Consider the following 17,902-nt stretch of genomic DNA (forward strand, 5'->3'; position numbering starts at 1 on the left):
GTAAAACATTCAAATTAAATGCTTACATTGTTATATTTTGAGTATTTAACCGAATTTGATCAGTTAAAATTAAATTTAAAATGACTACATTTAGATTTCTGCATAATTTCCACAAAAACCTACATTGTCGATATTTTTCCCACAATTTGATCAAATGTTGAAATTTTTAACAAACCATTCTACATTAAAGCAGAAAACTTTTTCAGATTGGATTTAAGCATGGAACTTGATCGTTACGACAAACAAATTCTTGAAATTTTAACGCATGAAGATATCAACCTAAATGAACTGTCGGAACGTATTAACCTCTCTGTAAGCTCGGTACACCGTAGAATCAAACATTTGATTGAAACCAATATCATGACCAATTTGAAACGTGATATTAATTTTGAGAAGCTCGGTTTTAAACTTCACGTGATATTGCAGGTTTCTTTAAGTAAACACGACAGTGATACTTTTGCTAAATTTTTAGAAGAGCTCGAAAGTATTCCAGAAGTGATTAATGCCTTTTTAGTGACTGGGCAAACGGCTGATTTTTTAGTTGAAGTGGTTGCAAAAGACATGGAAAACTACAGTGAAATTTTACTGAAACGTATTGGTAAAATTGACCATGTCGTCGCCCTGCATTCTAGCTTTGTGATTAAAGAATATAATCACGTTTTTAACTGTACTGGACTGCTTAATCGCGTTTAAGTCTTATGGTAAGTACAATATAAGGCTTTATTTTAATTGGTATAACATGAAATTTTATTTAGCAGAAGAATACCAACCACAATGCAAAGTGTTGTTTGAATATTATCAAACTCAAATCAGCACAGTTTTACCATATGCAAAAATTGAACATATCGGTGCTTCTTCTATTCCTCACGCCATTTCTAAAGGTGATTTAGATATTTATATTGCAGTGTCACAATCTGAATTTGATGATGCTATTCAAAAACTTTGGACATTAAATTTCCGAGAGAAATTAGAAACATTGAGAACAAATCAACTGTGTATGTTGGAATCTCAAAATGGCGATAACGTTGCTTTTCAACTGATTGTAAAAGGTTCTGAGTTTGAATCATTTATTACATTTAGAGATCGGCTTAGACAATCACCTGAACTCATTAAAAACTACAATGATCTAAAAAGACGCTGTGAATATTTAGATATGGCAGATTATCGTACAGAAAAAAATCGATTCATTTCAGATGTTCTAGATAGACATAAAACTTAGCTCAATAAAAAACGCACCAAAAGGTGTAATGTTAGCCAGTTAAGAGTAATTTAGTCGTTACTTATCTAAGAATCTCCCCTAACCCTGAGCCATTTATGGCGCAAGGAAAAAGAGGGGAACTATTGAGAATTTAAAATAATTTTAGATTCTTGATACTCCCTCCTTTGAAAAAGGAGGGTTGGGGAGGATTTAAAAAGACTTAACTGATCAGCACTACACCCACTGGTGCGTTTTTTGACTCAAATATGAATTAAGCGTCTAACTCAGCGAGTACTTCATCTGAGAATTCAACGTTGGTATAAACGTTTTGCACATCATCCAAATCTTCAAACATATCAATCATTTTTAGAATTTGTTTAGCTTGATCTACATCTGTAATTAATGCTTTTGTTGAAGGACTCATCGTCACTTCAGCATTATCAGATTTTAAACCTGCAGTCGCTAAAGCATCTTGAACAGTACCGAAAGTTTCAGGTGTTGTGATGACCAAAATCTCATCTTCACTCACTTCAATATCTTCTGCACCCGCTTCTAAAGCGACATCCATGATCTTATCTTCTAAAGAAACATCTTCAAAAGTAATCTCACCACGTTTAGTAAACATGTAAGCAACTGAACCCGCAGTTCCTAAGTTACCATTGGTTTTAGAAAAACAGTGGCGAACATCAGGCACAGTACGATTCAAGTTATCCGTCATGGTTTCAACAATTACAGCAACACCACCCACGCCATAACCTTCATAAGTGACTTCTTTCAAATCGGCATTTTCTTCACCACCAACACCACGCGCAGTTGCACGGTTGATGGTGTCACGTGTCATATTTGCCACCAAAGCTTTTTCAATAACTGCACGTAAACGTGGATTCGAAGCAACATCTCCACCACCTAAACGAGCCGCAGTCACGATCTCACGAATAAATTTTGTAAATACTTTAGCGCGACTCGCATCTTGTTTTGCTTTACGATGCTTTGTGTTAGCCCACTTGGAATGACCCGCCATGCGAAATATGCTCCTGTAGATTGGCCTTATGCCATATCAAATTTGTGGCAATTCTACCATAAGCACTTTTTTATGAGAAAGTGCTTATTTTTTAGATTTTATCCAAATTACGCTTTTTTTGGCTCAGGAATGACAATATCCAACCCTGTATGCTCTTTATATAATCGTTTAATTTCAGCTAAATCTTGATCGATATCTGAAGGATAGATTTTACCGAAAATACCACCTTGCTTGGTTTTTGAGTTAGCATACATCAAAACAATCGGCACATTTGCTGCTTTAGCAATATGCCAAAACCCTGTACGAATCGGTTTACGAGCCTCTCCACGTTCAGCACGTGTAGCTTCTGGTGCAATAACTAAATTAAATTCATCATTCGTTTGAAACAACTCAACCATTTGCGTCACGATGTCTTGATTGGATTTACGATCAACTGCAATCCCGCCAACTTTCTCAAGAATTGGCTTCATAGGTCCTTTGAATAATTCTTTTTTGATCAATGTATGAATTTTTAAATCAAAAATTTGAAAAATTGCAAGGGACAGCACTGCATCCATCATCGACGTATGTTCAAAACCGATAATCACTTGTTTTTTTTCTAATACATTGGGTTTTACTTCATATGTCCAACCTGACAATTTAAAAGCTAACTCCCCCAATAACTTTTTCATGTTCTACCTAGCGTCATAAAAATAATTTGCGAATTGTCCGAGCATCTGCAAAAAAATACAATTGCTATTCAGTTCTTTTTTTACATTTGTATATTTATTTTGCCAAAACTGAGACTTAATCCTAAACCATGGCAATTCTAAAACAGTAAAAACTGGTATTTTATCCGTTTTTACAAAAAAAATAAGCCCCCTTCATTTTGGCTGAAAATCGTCTCAAAGCCAATATTTACCGTGATTTTTCATTTTATATTCAGTCTATATTACACAAAAATTTTCTTTGATAGAAAAATAATCATTTGAATTTTACTCAATCAAGTTTTAGAATTTTGAATATGTAACAAATTCGAGTTAAGATATGAATGAGTCTAAATATCAACATGATGATCATTGTAAAAACATGATATTCGGCCCTTATGCTCCCTCTCAAATACTGAAAACAAACCTTGCGAACAAAGGGCAAGCTGAACCTTCTCATACATTCCAATCTTGCTCATTCACAATCAAAAATACCGTCTATAAAACACAGGTTGAAATTGACCATATTCAACAGATTAATCCCGTGACCTTTCTACACATTCCTCTTGCAATTGAGCGTGTACAAGCAGGTTTTCCCTCTCCCGCTCAAGACTATATCGATAAGACTCTCGATTTAAATGAACACCTGATTAAAAACCCAACTGCTACTTTTATTGTTCGGGTAAATTCCCTATCCATGCTCGGTATCGGTCTCGATATCAATGATGAATTGGTTGTTGATCGTAGCCTTGAAGCCAAGCATCGAGACATTGTCATCGCTCTAATTGACAATGATTTCACAGTTAAACGATTGATGATTGAAAATGGTCAGCATTGGTTAAAAGCTGAAAACCCTGAATATAGCGATATTCATCTTGATGAAAGTCAAGAGCTTATCATTTGGGGTGTCGTCACTTATGCATTAAAGCGCTTCAAATGAATACTCAAAATAGAATCTTTGCACTTGTCGATGTCAATAACTGCTATGTCAGTTGTGAGCGTGTTTTTGATCCATCTTTAAACAATAAGCCTGTTATTGTGCTGTCGAATAATGATGGTTGTGCTGTGGCGAGAAGTCAGGAAGCAAAAGATTTAGGCATAAAGATGGCTGTGCCCTTCTTTCAAATTGAAGACATTGTACAGAAACACGATGTACAAGTTCTTTCCAGCAACTATGCTTTATATACTGAAATGTCACGTCGTTTTCACGCTATATTGGGAGACTTTGTAACAGCTTCGGAGCAAGAAATTTATTCTATTGATGAATGTTTTCTAGAACTAACAGCTTATGCAAAAAGCTATGATCTCACTGAATATGCTCAAGAAATGCGTAACCGTATTGGAAAATGGCTAGGTTTGCCTGTATGTGTTGGTATTGGTCGAAGTAAAACAGAGGCCAAAATGGCCAATCACATGGCAAAAAAAGCCAAACGTTTTAGTGGTGTATGCAATTTGGCATCGATGGATCCCAAACACCGTGATTATTTTTTCAGTCTGATTGATGTCAGTGAGGTTTGGAATGTTGGTCGTAAACTTTCTAAAAAATTACATGCGATGAATGTTCACACGGTATTCGATCTGGCTTGTTCAAACCCAGCTGAAATGAAAAAACGCTTTTCAATTGTCATGGCTAAAACGGTTGCAGAATTACAAGGGATATCTTGCATAGAAGTTGAACATACCCCGCCAAGTAAAAAGCAAATTATCGCCAGTCGTTCATTCGGCTCACGTGTGACTGAACTCAATGACCTTAAAGAAGCCATGAGTGCCTATGCGCAGGACGCTTGCGCACGATTACGTGAAGGTCAACTGCTGTGTGGGTGTATTATCATTTTTGTGCAATCCAATCCTTTTGATGAGAATATTCCTTTTTATAACCAATTTATTCCCTTTGCATTTTCTGAACCTACAGACTGTGTGGCAGATTTAGTCAAGGCTGCAACTGAAATGCTCAAACATATTTATAAAAAAGGCATTAAATATAAGAAATGTGGGGTAATTCTGACAGCATTAGAGTCGAAAAATAGTCATGCCTTTGACTTACTTTCTGATAGATCAAATATTGAGAAGAAGGATAAATTAATGTCTGCAATTGAGGATGTACATGAGCGTTTTGGTAAGAAAAAATTAGGGATTGGTGCTTGTTATATTCCCGATCGCAGTTGGTCAATGAATCGCAACAAACTCAGTAAAAATCCTTTTCACTGGGATGAGCTACTAAAAATAGATCATTAAAAAGTATGTGAAATAAAGTGCTGAATGATTTTGATATATACAAATAACCATATCATTTTTAAATCTATCAAAGCCTAAAATGATGATCACACATTATTTTTTAACGAAGTGCAGATTGAACAATTTCGGGTAGTGCCATACTTTTCTCCAAATATTAAAAACCTCAAAAGTGCTAACTTTTGAGGTTTTCATTGTTTATGTAAAGAAGCCGATGGTCGTTTGATTTTAGAAATTATATCGCATACCCACTTTGTAGGTCATACCGTCAAAATCACCAATTGTATAGTTATAACGGTCAATTCCCTCATGCCAAGAACATGCCCCTGAACCCGTGCTATTACTTATAGAACCATCATTACATCTCGTGTTTCCAGAAACATCCCATGCCCATTTGTAACCAACTCCACCATAAACTGAAAGTGATGGTGTAAATGTATATCCTAGTTCTAAACCTACAGGTATTGTGTAATAAACAGAATCATCAAAACCATCCGCACTAATTACACTTACCCCCATGCCAAGGGTAGCTAATGTATAAAAACCTTTGTAATCAATTAAATTGAAATGCCCACCATATGAAAACTCATACACATCACCATCAAAATTTTTATTAGATTGGTACTCAAATTTTGCCCACATACCATGGTTATGTGGTGATGTGGAATAACCAACTCCGAAACCTTTAAGATCTTCATCTATATCGGTTGCAAATTTCCCTTTCTGCATAGAATACTCAAGCATAAGAGAATGATTCAATTCAACTTCATTTTTAAATTTCTTTGGCTGTAATGTCTTTTCATTTTGATCGTTTTGAATCGCAACTGGTGTATTTTCCATTGGTGTTGGTACACCTTGTTCGATTAATAATGGTTGATCTGCATGTGCTAAACATGCTGTACCTAAAACCCCAACTAAGAATAACTTTTTCATAAATTCATCATATAATTTCTTGTTATCATAATGTTACTGAAAGAATACATATTGTTCAATGAAAACAGCCCATCAAAGTGGGTTTGGTTTTGCTAGATTTTGACCAGCCTTTTCAGCGATAGGAAACCTCAATACTAAGTGATTAAACACGTTAGTTTAGAGAAAATTGTTTTATAGTCATTTTTTAGAATAGTCTTTTTGAAAATAATCAGCTTTTAGAAGAGTCATCTTGATTTCATCTATATGTTCACCTTTATAGATCAATGCATTTTTTAAAATATCTACGATTTTGAATCCAAGTTTTTGATACACATGTAACCCACGTTTATTATGACGATACACTTCTAGTCCTAGCTGTTCTAAGTTCAAAACATTAAAAACAAAATCCAAGGCTAAATGCATCGCCTGAGTCCCATAACCTTGACCTGTCAATTCGATATTGCACATCGAAATTCTGAAACCCGCACTTTTATGGGCTTGATCTATATCCATAATGACAAGTTCACCAATCATTTGATGATTGCTATTCAAACATATCGCGAAGTCATAACGACTTGTATTATTTTGACAATTCAAGATATGTTGTTCGATTTGCGCCAATGTAAAATCGACTGTTGTTCCAGTCATATAACGAATTTCTTCGATCTGCGTACTAGCCAAAAGAAGCGGTGCGTCTTCTATACGGACTGGTCTTAAATAAAGTTCGAGATTGGTAGGTTTGTGCATATATTTGTTATAAATTCAGATGATGAATAGAAAATAAATTAACATTTTTTCTGTTTAAAGCGAATGGATTCATTCATACTCTATTAAGCTCCTTATTAAAATAAAGTTTGGTATTTTAGTCTCCATTAAATATAAACTTTTATCTCACTTCTCTGACTGCTCTAATAAAAATAATCACTTTGATTCTTTCTATAGACAATAAAAAACTTGCACCAGAATATCTAGTGCAAGTTTCTCATTTTATTGGTTTATTACTTAGTAGCAGGAACAGAAGCTTCAGTCGTAATATTTACAGTGATCTTATCGCCAACATTTGGTACATAAGCACCTACACCAAATGCAGAACGATCAAACGAAGTCGTTGCATTGAAACCAATTGACTCTGCTTTGGTCATTGGGTGTACGCCTTGCTTGTTTAAAACTGCATCCAAAACAACAGGTTTAGTCACATCTTTAACCGTTAAGTTACCTGTAATTTTGTATTTGTTTTTTCCTAAAGCTTGTACTTTAGTACTTTTAAACGTGATATTTGGGTATTTTTCAGCGTTAAAGAAATCAGCATTTTTTAAATGCTCATCTAGCGCTTTTACATTGGTATTTAAGCTTGATAATGGAATTGTCACATTCACTGAAGAATTTGCAGGTTTTGCATTATCTACAGAAATCGTACCTTGAATATCACTGAAATTAGCAGATGGTGTAGAAAAACCAAAATGGTTCCAAGTGAATACTGTAGCAGTATGCGTAGGATCGATGCTGTAATCTACTGGTTTTGCAATTGTAAACGTTGTTACTGATGCAACGGCTAAACCTAATGTTAATGCTTTAAAGTTCATGTTCTTAATCTCGCTCTTGAATGTTTGTTATTTTATACCTCTAAGATTTTAATGCACCGTTATAGATAAGACGATATGTTTCAAAATTAGAACGCAGTATCAAAGTTGACAAGTTTCAGAGATATAAAAAAACATATATCCAATTGAATTTCATACATTTTAATTGATTTTTATATTTTATCTTATGAATCTCTGTTCTATTTTAAAATATAATTTTAAAAACATTCTATACAAAATAACTACAGTCAAAATTGTCGTTAAAGCATTGTATAAGCTTATGAATTCCTTTCGAGAATAATCAAAAATGATCCATAGCGCCGTAGCACAAAGTACAAAAACGCCTTATCGTGTCACCCTCACAGATCCGCAAGGACATACATGGTATGTCGATGAACCCATTGAGAAAGGTGGACAAGATACTGCACCTAATCCAATGCAACTGTTGCTGTCTGCGCTAGGTGCATGTACCACTGTAACGTTGCAAATGTATGCAGATAATAGAGGAATAAAAATTGAACATATCCAAGTAGATTTAGCACTTAATCCTGAGGGTGACCCAGAAGCTGGGCAAAATAATATTGTCCGGAAAATTACTTTAACAGGTGATTTTACTGAAGATCAGCATAAACGTTTATTGAAAGTTGCAGAAAACTGCCCTGTTCATAAATTATTAACCTCAAATATTCAGATTCAAACAGCATTAAAGGTTGATTAAATTTTCATCCTAAAAATTATTATTTTACTTAAAGCAAAGCCCCTTACGGGGCTTTCATTCTCAATCTTACAACTTTTCAACCAAGATTCGATCAATCAACTTCATACCTGTTTGCTTTTCATGGTTTTTACGACGGATCTTAATTTGCTTATCTTCAGCTAAATCTTGTAGTAGCAACTCAACTGCTACCATAGATTCGATGGGTAAATCCTGCCCAATCCACTTTTGCTCGCCTACATCCATCAAGACAATTTCATCACTAATCTGATCATAAAGGCTCATATTTTCCTCACTTATGGTCTATGTTTCACCATATTTCTTGAATTCTGAAGAACGGGTCAACTATATACCTATTGCTAAAAACTACTAGTAAAATCTGACCCAGTTACAAAACATTTCTCAAAATAAAAAACGCTCCAATTGAATTGGAGCGTTTTAAAACTTAAAAAGAATTAAATGCGAATTAAGCTGTTAACTCTTTTACAGCTTCAACCACAGCTTCAGTGGTGATACCAAAGAATTGGAATAAATCTTTTGCAGGTGCAGATTCACCGTATGTCGTCATACCAATCACTTTGCCGTCCAAACCAACAAATTTCCACCAATAATCGACATGTGCTGCTTCAACTGCAACACGTGCACGAATATTTGCAGGAAGTACAGCTTCACGATAAGCAGCATCTTGTTTTACAAACTCTTCAGCACATGGCATAGAAACAACACGTACACCATCAAGTTGAGCATGCGCTTCCATTGCCAATGAAACTTCTGAACCAGTTGCAATGATGATTGCTTTTAATTCACCTTTTTCTTCAGCCAAGACATAACCACCTTTCGCAACGTTCTCAATTTGAGTTTGAGTACGTGTTTGGAATGGTAAGTTTTGACGCGAGAAAATAAGCGCTGTAGGGCCTTCGCTGCGTAACAATGCTGATTTCCACGAAATAGAAGCTTCAACAGTGTCACATGGACGCCATGTATTTAAGTTTGGAGTACCACGTAAAGATGCAATTTGTTCTACAGGTTGATGTGTAGGACCATCTTCACCAAGACCAATTGAGTCATGCGTATAAACATGAATCACGCGTTGCTTCATCAATGCAGACATACGTACCGCATTACGTGCATATTCCATAAACATTAAGAATGTTGCTACGTAAGGAATAAAGCCACCATGTAATGCAACGCCATTGGCAATTGCAGTCATACCAAACTCACGCACACCATAATGTACATAGTTACCAGCTGGATTTGACTCTACACTTTCAGCACCTTTCCAAAGTGTTAGGTTTGAACCTGCTAAGTCAGCAGAACCACCTAAGATTTCAGGAAGTTGAGGCGCAAATGCTTGAATTGCATTTTGGCTTGCTTTACGTGTTGCAATCGTTTCAGCTTTTGCATTGACTTCTGCAATATAAGCATCTGCTTTAGCAACAAAATCAGCAGGTAAATCACCACTTAAACGGCGTTTGAGTTCAGCAGCTTCTGTCGGATATTTAGCTTGGTACTGAGCAAAGACATCATTCCAAGCCGCTTCAGAAGCAGTACCTTTGGCTTTTGCATCCCAAGCTGCATAAACATCAGCAGGAATAACAAATGGCTCTTCTTTCCAACCCAAAGCTTCACGTGTTAACGCGATTTCATCATTGCCCAATGGTGCGCCGTGGCAATCTTCTTTACCTTGTTTGTTCGGTGAACCTAAACCAATAATCGTTTTACAGATAATTAATGTCGGTTTTGCAGTTTCAGCTTTCGCTTCAACAGTCGCAGCACGGATCGCATCACTGTCATGACCGTCTACTTTAAGCACTTGCCAGCCGTAAGCTTTGAAACGTTGTTCTGTATCGTCAGAGAACCAACCTTCAACCTCACCGTCAATCGAGATACCATTGTCATCATAATAAACAACAAGTTTGCCTAAACCTAAAGTTCCTGCAAGTGAACATGCTTCATGAGAAACACCTTCCATTAAGCAGCCATCACCCAAGAAACAGTAAGTGAAATGATCTACGACTTTAATATCTTCTTTGTTAAATTGAGCAGCTAAGGTTTTTTCAGCTAAAGCAAAACCTACTGCATTGGCAACACCCTGACCTAATGGGCCAGTGGTTGTTTCAATACCTGGTGCATAACCTAATTCAGGATGACCCGGTGTTTTTGAATGTAATTGACGGAATGCTTTTACATCTTCAATAGAAAGATCATAACCTGTTAAATGAAGTAACGCATATTGAAGCATTGAGCCATGACCATTAGATAATACAAAACGGTCACGGTTCGCCCATTGTGGATTGGTCGGGTTATGATTTAAAAACTCACGCCATACCACATCAGCGATATCTGCCATCCCCATTGGAGCACCTGGATGTCCAGAGTTTGCTTTTTGCACAGCATCCATTGCTAATACACGAATTGCATTGGCAATACGACGTTCATTCAGCGGGGTTGTCATAGATCAAAGTCCAATAAATATGAAAAGAATAAGAAGATGAATTAAATTCAAAACTACTGCATATTGTCTTAAAAAAAGCGCAAGGCGTAAAGCCCGTTAAGCTATAAATATCCAATCAAAATGCAATAGAACAAAAAATAAGCACATTTAAAATAAAAGACACTGTTCAAATGAATAAGATTCTCTTTTACCCTAATCGATATGAAGAAGAAGTCGAAATTACAAAGACGAGGAACTTGGACATAGATTCAAGTCATAGCAGGTGTTTTAAGTTGATCTTTAAAAAAAGTCATGATGTTTTGATTGTTAAAAATAGTGATTTTACTGATATAAAATACTAAAAATTTAGCTGAAAAAATTGAAAATATTCATTCAACGCAGTTTAACTTCAATAATGTCTAAATCTTAAATTATATAAGCATAGTATCCCAGAATTTATACCTATTCCGAATTTCGCTTTAACATAGACTTCCAGTGTCCATCTGCCTAAAAAGCTAAAACTGAGCAAGCTTTCGTCAACTATTTTCAAACCACTCAAAATATCTGTTTGGTAAGCCTGTCCTATGAATAGTTGATCAACAACACCTTTACCCAATTCAATCAGGTAAATGTTTAAAGATTCTTCAAAAATCACATCATCTGTTGTGAAAATAACATAACGATTTTCATCAATAGATACAGCACTTTCTAGTATTTTCCCTCTTATTAAGATGTTCGAAGGTTTATGGTCAATAACGATTTCACACAGCGTTTGTTTGTATTTACTGATGCCTTCAATGGTGCTGGTTTCTTCAATAATATTTAACTGGATGTTGTTATTAACACATTTCATCAGCAACAGCGCTCAAACAGTCTTTAAAAAAGTAAAGCCAATTCAAAAATTGGCTTTACTGAAAACAAGTGAATGACGAGCTCAATTCTTAAGTAACCTGAGCTCAAAATAAGATATATTCCCAACTATATGATACGCGGAAACGTCAGTCGCATTGTTCGAGGCAGGGCTACATCTGCAATATACTGTTTTTGCAAAATATTAGGTACTTGATGGTATCTGTCGAGTTGGCGACTGACAAATGGTTTTGCCTACTTTTCCCGAAAGAAAAGTAGGTCGAACCGAAGGTTAATCCTTACATTTGACTTTAAACAGTAAGACTCCGCTACGCCTGATCTATCTTTTTAATAAATTACATCAGAGTTTATTCCGAACTAACGTTAATTACTTTAAGAAACCTGAAACCATATTCATCACATCTTGAATATCATTATTTGCTTCATTCTGATCTGTAGAATCACCTTGAGGCGTTAAAGAGTCAATGATTTGTGGCAATACGGTTGAAATCGCACCATATACTTCGTTGGTTGGAACTTGAGCTTGTTGTGCAACTTGTTCAACTTGCTGACCACCAAACAAGCTTTGAATTTGCTGTGCATCTACAGCATTATTGCCTTGAGATGGATCTACCCAACTTTGCACCTGACCACCTAAACCAGCACCTTGCAACTTTGCCAAAGCACCTTGTAAACCACCATTTTGCTGAATCCAACTGAGGATTAAAGGCACAACGGCAATCAATAAAGATGAACCATTAAAACCGCTCGATTGTGATTGTGGCGCTTGCTGTTGCTGCCCACCAGTCAATCCCCCAAGAACTGAGCCAAGCATCCCACCTAAACCACCTTGTTGTGATTGTTGTTGACCACCTGTTAAGCCACCCAATACTGAACCTAACACGCCCCCCAATCCACCGCCTAAACCACCTTGTGATTGTTGTTGTCCGCCAAGCGCTTGTTTTGCCAAAATTTCCACAATATTTGATAAATCTGTCATAAGTTTCTCCTTTTTAAGTTTTTATGACACTCGCACAGCATACGTGGCTTTGTTGTTTTCGCCAAAATTGAAATTGTTAAATTTTGCAATAAGTTAAAACTCAATTTTTAGCCCAAACAAATCGCTTACCAGCGGAATTTGTCCCAATTTTCAGGATTTGCCCAAAACTTAGAATTAAACCAGTCTGGCACATGTTTATAAGTCAAAATATTAAATTGCCACAGTGCAAAATCATTATCATGTGAAGTTTTATCAATCAACTGGGTAAAACCAAGCGATCTTAATAGCTGTTCGTCGCTTAATTTACAAACCACGACAATTCGCTTCGCCAATAAATCACGCAGTTTTACTAAGAGTTGCGCTTTATGTTGATCCGAAACAACCAATGTTTCATCTGTATCGAATAACACAAAACCTAAATCATAACGTTGTGTAAAAGGCAGATTTAAAAACTCAGATACGTTAAAATAAGACCATTGAATTGAATGATGAACATTGTATTGTGCCAAATTTTGCCCAATACACAATGCAGTTTGAATTGGCTGTTCTAGCGATAAATCGTCTAGCATTGAAGTGATGACATTTTGCTCAGCCATAACTGCACCTTTATTGAAGTGAGTAATTAAACATGGAACTACAAGGCATTTGCCATAAAATGCATGCAGGTTTAAAAGACCTAAGTGTAACTGATCAGCAAACACATAAGGCAAATGTTGAATATAAATTCATATTAGATCGTTCAGAAATTGACCTTCCGTTTAGTTTAGGTCAAGAAATTGAAATTGAAGCAACTGGAAATATTTACTGTGTCTCTTGTGGGTCTAAAACGCCGAAGTCTTATTCACAGGGTCATTGCTTTAAATGTATGAAAACCAAAGCGGCATGTGATATGTGCATCATGAAGCCTGAAACCTGTCATTATCATTTGGGAACATGTCGTGAAAATGATTTTGCACATGAGGTTTGCTTTCAACCGCATATCGTTTATTTAGCCAATTCCAGTGCTTTAAAAGTTGGCATTACCCGTATAGGTCAAATGCCAACCCGTTGGTTAGATCAAGGTGCAACGCAAGCACTGCCAATTATGAAAGTTGGTTCACGTCGCCTTTCAGGTCAGTTAGAAGTCATGTTTGGGACACAAGTTGCAGATAAAACCGATTGGCGTAAATTACTCAAAGGCGAAGCAGAACCTGTCGATTTAATTGAAATTCGTAATGATTTAGTTAAAGAATTTGCGCCTAAAATTCAAACCATTCGTGATGAGTTTGCTCAAAACCTTGAATTTAACGAAACAGTTGAATTACTTGAAAATGAATTACCCCGTGAATTTGTTTATCCTGTTGATCTTTATCCTGAAAAGATTAAATCTCATAACTTGGATAAAACACCGATTATTCGTGGCAAATTACAAGGCATTAAAGGTCAATACTTAATTATGGATACGGGTGTGATCAATATTCGTAAATATACAGGTTATGAACTTAAAGTTCGGGCTGAATAAGAAGTCATTGAATTCATATTGAATTTTCTCTCTTCTTTAATTTAAAGAAGAGAGAGGATTAAGAAGAGGATTTAAATAACCTCTTCTTAACTTCTTATCACAATTACATCAAAAAAATATAATTTAAAATCAAACATATAAGTCTTAAAAATAAATACAATAAAAATGCTTAGGCTATTTCAAAATCGACAAAATCGCCTGCACAGGATCTTCGCTATTTCCTGACAATAACTGTTTATGCATGGTCAATAACTGCATCACTTGAATTTGTGCCGTTTCTTGATTCATTAATTTTTCAATTTCATTGGCTAAATTTTCAGGTGTTGCATCTTGTTGAATGAGTTCCTGAATCACCTTTTTACCCGCAATAATATTCGGTAAAGAATAATAAGGAATCTTCACCAATAGTTTTGCAATGATATAAGTCAACCAATTCAGTTTATAAAAAGTCACCATTGGACGATGCAATAATAATGCCTCTAAAGTGGCTGTTCCCGACGCTAAAGCCACAATATTTGCAGCATTCATCACCTGACGACCAATTTTTGATTCTTTATCTGTATTTTCCAGTAAATGAATTTGATCTGTTAATTGTTTCGGATAATTTTTTAATAGCTCTTCAATTTGCTGTTTTCGTAAATCATTAATCGCAGGAATTAAAAACTGATATTCAGGATGTTTTTGATGAATGATCTTTGCCGCATCTAAAACCAATGGCCCTAGTCGTTCAATTTCACCACGGCGACTCCCCGGCAATAATGCAATATGTTTTTGGCTAATGTCCAAACCCAGCTCTTGTTTTGCATCTAAAATTGGGTTTTGTAATGACAATTGACTGGCAAGCGGATGACCAACAAAGGCTGCAGGCACAGCAAACTTTTCAAAAAAGCTTTTTTCAAATGGAAATAAACACAACACTAAATCAATACTGGCTTTAATGCCATGTACTCGCCCTTGACGCCACGCCCAAACAGATGGACTCACATACTGAACTGTTTTTATAGCTAAGTTTTTCTGTTTTAAATTTTTAGAAAGACGTAAATTAAAATCTGGTGCATCAATACCAATAAAAATATCGACTGGATTTGCTGTCCATCGTTCAACTAGACCATCACGGACAGCAAATAGTTTTTTCAAATCTTTAAGGACTTCAACGATCCCCATGACAGATAAAATATCCATCGGGTAAAAGCTATTAAAACCTTCTGCGATCATTTGAGGGCCACCAATCCCCTCAAACTCAACATCTATACCTTGTTCACGGAAACTACGGATAAGTTTCGCACCTAAAGTATCTCCCGACACTTCACCTACTACGATTCCAATTTTAAGTTTCCGATTTTGCAAGATATTCTTCCTAACTTTTTTAGCAAGCACATCATAGCATAGTCATTTTTGGATTGGTGTTTGTATCTGAGCACAGTACTCTTAAATTCAATATTGATTTGAACGCTTGATTTATCCAATCACTTTTCACCTATTTTCAATCAAAAAAATATTTTCAATTTATATTTCCAATTGTAAAAAACTTGTAAAGCACATTTTCAAACAATAAACTTAGCGATAATTATTCTCATTTGTATTTAGTAAATGACCAACGCTATCTCATCCCCTTTTAAGCTCTCGATCATCACATTGGCTATTTTCAGTGCACAACATAGTTTGGCTGAAGATGTACAAACCCTAGCAACCATCACGGTTCAAGCAAATGCTGATCAAACTGAGCAAACATCTGAACAGTCCAAATCCTATATCGTTAAACAATCTTCTAGTGCGACTAAACTGAATATTCCACTGAAAGAAACACCGCAAACGGTCAATGTCGTTACTCGTCAACAGTTAGATGATTTTGCACTGAATAGCACACGTGACGTATTACGTAATGTGCCTGGTGTCATTGTGAGTAACCAAGAAACAGACCGCAGCACTTACCTTGCACGTGGTTTTGAAATTTCAAATGTTTTAGTTGATGGTGTTGGCTTTCCTTTAGAAAGCTATAACTACAATAATGATAATCCTGATAGCTTCCTGTTTGACCGAATTGAAGTTGTTAAAGGTGCAGATGCTTTAAATAATGGTGTGGGTGATCCAAGTGCGACCATTAATATGATCCGTAAGCGCCCAACTCAGGACTTACAAGCCTCTTTAAACGCAAGCTATGGTTCTTGGAATACACAACGTTATGAGGCAGATGTATCTTCAGCACTCACTAAGGATGGTAAAATCCGTGGTCGCGTATTTGGTTATGAACAAACGGGTGATAGTTATTTAGATAACTATTCACTTGAGAAAAATGGCTTTGGTGCAATCGTTGAAGCAGATCTCACCGATTCAACACTTTTCACAGCGGGTTATACCGAAACCAATAATAATTCGAACGGTAATAACTGGGGTGCCAATCCGCTGATTAATACACAAGGTGAACAACTGCATTATTCACGAGATTATAACTACAGCCCAGAATGGACCTATTGGGATACCAATATCAAAAATTATTTTGTCTCATTACAACAAAAGCTAGGCAGCGACTGGGTTGCCAAGTTGTCTTATGATGAAAAACAAACAGATCGTAGCTCAAAATTATTATATTTATCGGGTAATCCAAGTGCAGATGGAACTTCTGGTGTCTATTTATGGCCGGGGATATATCTTGATGATAATAAAGCACGTCAAACCAACCTGAATCTTCAAGGGACCTATCCATTGTTAGGTCAACGCCATGAAGCCGTTTTTGGTTATACATGGTCTGAAAATAATAGCAATGAATTAGGCTATGGTGGAAGTTATGCCAATCATCTCACCACAGATTTAGCCAGCTGGACGGCTACGGAACCGACTTGGGATTTCTCCAAAACCAGCGGTGAAATGCACATGAAGCAAAAAAATCAAAGTTATTATGCAGCAACACGTTTGCATTTAAACGATGATTTAAAACTGCTATTGGGTGCAAACTATGTGCAAGCTGAAAGTACAGGTAGCAGCTATGGTACTGACACCATTTATGATGAAGATAAAGTTTTACCTTATGCAGGTTTAACCTATAATTTCACCCCTGAATATACAGGCTATATGAGTTATACCTCTATTTTCCGCCCGCAAACCACCAAGGCGCTTGATGGAAGTATTAATAAACCAATTGAAGGCGAAAGCTATGAAGTTGGGATAAAAAGTTCATGGTTAGATGACAAATTAACAGCAACCATGGCTGTTTTCCGTACTGAAGAAAGCAATTATCCGCTGCGTAACTCAGATGGACTACCGACTACACGTAAAACCCAAGTCAGTGATTTACGTTCTCAAGGCTACGAATTTGGCCTTGCAGGACAACTGACTGACCACCTCAGTTTAAACTTTGGTTATACCGTGTTGAGCTTGAAAGATTTAATTAATGGTGGAGATGCACGCACCTTTAACCCTACACAATCTTTCAATGTATTAACCACTTATCAAGTACCGCAAATACCTAAGTTAAAATTAGGTTTAGGGGTTCAATGGCAAGATAAAACACATTTAGATGTGCCTCAAACTGAAAGCAATGGCACTGTGACTCAAAAAGCGGGTGTCATTCAACAAGATGCTTATGCGCTTGTCAATGTAATGGCAAGCTACGAAGTGAATAAAAACATCACTTTACAGGCAAATGGTAATAACATCACCGATGAGAAATATCTCTATAACTTCCCCGATGCTCAAGGTTTCTACGGTGCGCCTGCCAATTATAGTGTTGCTGTGAAATTTAAATATTGATTCAATAGCGCCTTGGTTTTCGCGCTT

18 protein-coding genes are annotated in these 17,902 nt (G+C 36.2%); 7 read left to right on the top strand and 11 right to left on the bottom strand.

Annotation, left to right across the window (positions count from 1 at the left end; all coding sequences use genetic code 11):
- Window positions 1-219 precede the first annotated feature (219 nt).
- The gene (locus tag ACY45D_RS09710; RefSeq protein ID WP_463106561.1) at window positions 220-693 is read left to right on the top strand and encodes an Lrp/AsnC family transcriptional regulator; all 474 of its coding nucleotides are present in this window, start codon (window positions 220-222) and stop codon (window positions 691-693) included.
- 46 nt (window positions 694-739) lie between these two features.
- The gene (locus ACY45D_RS09715; RefSeq protein WP_463106562.1) at window positions 740-1,219 is read left to right on the top strand and encodes a GrpB family protein; all 480 of its coding nucleotides are present in this window, start codon (window positions 740-742) and stop codon (window positions 1,217-1,219) included.
- 250 nt (window positions 1,220-1,469) lie between these two features.
- Here ACY45D_RS09715 and ACY45D_RS09720 read toward each other — a convergent pair whose 3' ends face one another.
- Complete coding sequence (locus tag ACY45D_RS09720) at window positions 1,470-2,219, bottom strand: YebC/PmpR family DNA-binding transcriptional regulator (protein WP_463106563.1); 750 nt, start codon at window positions 2,217-2,219, stop codon at window positions 1,470-1,472.
- A 107-nt stretch (window positions 2,220-2,326) separates the two neighbouring features.
- A complete protein-coding gene (locus ACY45D_RS09725; RefSeq protein WP_463106564.1) occupies window positions 2,327-2,890 on the bottom strand; it encodes a 1-acyl-sn-glycerol-3-phosphate acyltransferase in 564 nt (187 codons plus the stop codon).
- 355 nt (window positions 2,891-3,245) lie between these two features.
- Between ACY45D_RS09725 and ACY45D_RS09730 the strand changes: the two genes are divergently transcribed.
- Complete coding sequence (locus ACY45D_RS09730) at window positions 3,246-3,845, top strand: LexA family protein (protein WP_463106565.1); 600 nt, start codon at window positions 3,246-3,248, stop codon at window positions 3,843-3,845.
- The gene (locus tag ACY45D_RS09735) at window positions 3,842-5,140 is read left to right on the top strand and encodes a Y-family DNA polymerase (RefSeq protein ID WP_463106566.1); all 1,299 of its coding nucleotides are present in this window, start codon (window positions 3,842-3,844) and stop codon (window positions 5,138-5,140) included. Before ACY45D_RS09730 ends, ACY45D_RS09735 begins: the two co-directional genes overlap by 4 nt.
- Window positions 5,141-5,365: 225 nt before the next feature.
- On the opposite strand, the gene ACY45D_RS09740 is transcribed toward ACY45D_RS09735, so the two are convergent.
- The 3 genes from ACY45D_RS09740 to ACY45D_RS09750 all read right to left on the bottom strand — a co-directional run bounded on the left by ACY45D_RS09740 (window position 5,366) and on the right by ACY45D_RS09750 (window position 7,632).
- On the bottom strand, window positions 5,366-6,070 hold the full coding sequence (locus ACY45D_RS09740; protein ID WP_463106567.1) for a hypothetical protein: 705 nt from the start codon (window positions 6,068-6,070) through the stop codon (window positions 5,366-5,368).
- A gap of 177 nt (window positions 6,071-6,247) precedes the next feature.
- On the bottom strand, window positions 6,248-6,796 hold the full coding sequence (locus tag ACY45D_RS09745) for a GNAT family N-acetyltransferase (RefSeq protein ID WP_463106568.1): 549 nt from the start codon (window positions 6,794-6,796) through the stop codon (window positions 6,248-6,250).
- Window positions 6,797-7,047: 251 nt separating this feature from the next.
- On the bottom strand, window positions 7,048-7,632 hold the full coding sequence (locus ACY45D_RS09750; RefSeq protein ID WP_463106569.1) for a YceI family protein: 585 nt from the start codon (window positions 7,630-7,632) through the stop codon (window positions 7,048-7,050).
- Between the two features lie 304 nt (window positions 7,633-7,936).
- Here ACY45D_RS09750 and ACY45D_RS09755 point away from each other — a divergent pair, with 304 nt between their 5' ends.
- Entirely contained in the window at window positions 7,937-8,347 is a 411-nt protein-coding gene (locus ACY45D_RS09755) for an OsmC family protein (protein WP_463106570.1), read from the top strand.
- A gap of 66 nt (window positions 8,348-8,413) precedes the next feature.
- Here ACY45D_RS09755 and ACY45D_RS09760 read toward each other — a convergent pair whose 3' ends face one another.
- The 5 genes from ACY45D_RS09760 to ACY45D_RS09780 all read right to left on the bottom strand — a co-directional run bounded on the left by ACY45D_RS09760 (window position 8,414) and on the right by ACY45D_RS09780 (window position 13,223).
- Window positions 8,414-8,629, bottom strand: a complete 216-nt coding sequence (locus tag ACY45D_RS09760; protein WP_463106571.1) for a hypothetical protein — start codon at window positions 8,627-8,629, stop codon at window positions 8,414-8,416.
- Between the two features lie 181 nt (window positions 8,630-8,810).
- The gene (tkt, locus tag ACY45D_RS09765) at window positions 8,811-10,799 is read right to left on the bottom strand and encodes a transketolase (protein WP_463106572.1); all 1,989 of its coding nucleotides are present in this window, start codon (window positions 10,797-10,799) and stop codon (window positions 8,811-8,813) included.
- 388 nt (window positions 10,800-11,187) lie between these two features.
- On the bottom strand, window positions 11,188-11,631 hold the full coding sequence (locus tag ACY45D_RS09770) for a hypothetical protein (RefSeq protein ID WP_463106573.1): 444 nt from the start codon (window positions 11,629-11,631) through the stop codon (window positions 11,188-11,190).
- Window positions 11,632-12,015: 384 nt separating this feature from the next.
- Window positions 12,016-12,627, bottom strand: a complete 612-nt coding sequence (locus ACY45D_RS09775; protein WP_463106574.1) for a YidB family protein — start codon at window positions 12,625-12,627, stop codon at window positions 12,016-12,018.
- Between the two features lie 125 nt (window positions 12,628-12,752).
- Window positions 12,753-13,223: a DUF6231 family protein gene (locus ACY45D_RS09780; RefSeq protein WP_463106575.1), complete on the bottom strand. Its 471-nt coding sequence runs from the start codon at window positions 13,221-13,223 to the stop codon at window positions 12,753-12,755.
- 32 nt (window positions 13,224-13,255) lie between these two features.
- Here ACY45D_RS09780 and ACY45D_RS09785 point away from each other — a divergent pair, with 32 nt between their 5' ends.
- On the top strand, window positions 13,256-14,128 hold the full coding sequence (locus tag ACY45D_RS09785; RefSeq protein ID WP_463106576.1) for a DUF2797 domain-containing protein: 873 nt from the start codon (window positions 13,256-13,258) through the stop codon (window positions 14,126-14,128).
- 174 nt (window positions 14,129-14,302) lie between these two features.
- Here ACY45D_RS09785 and lpxB read toward each other — a convergent pair whose 3' ends face one another.
- Window positions 14,303-15,475: a lipid-A-disaccharide synthase gene (gene lpxB, locus ACY45D_RS09790; protein ID WP_463106577.1), complete on the bottom strand. Its 1,173-nt coding sequence runs from the start codon at window positions 15,473-15,475 to the stop codon at window positions 14,303-14,305.
- A 243-nt stretch (window positions 15,476-15,718) separates the two neighbouring features.
- Between lpxB and ACY45D_RS09795 the strand changes: the two genes are divergently transcribed.
- A complete protein-coding gene (locus ACY45D_RS09795) occupies window positions 15,719-17,875 on the top strand; it encodes a TonB-dependent siderophore receptor (protein ID WP_463106578.1) in 2,157 nt (718 codons plus the stop codon).
- The last annotated feature ends 27 nt before the right edge of the window (window positions 17,876-17,902 follow it).

The sequence above is a fragment of the Acinetobacter sp. BZX-2 genome (assembly GCF_055179795.1).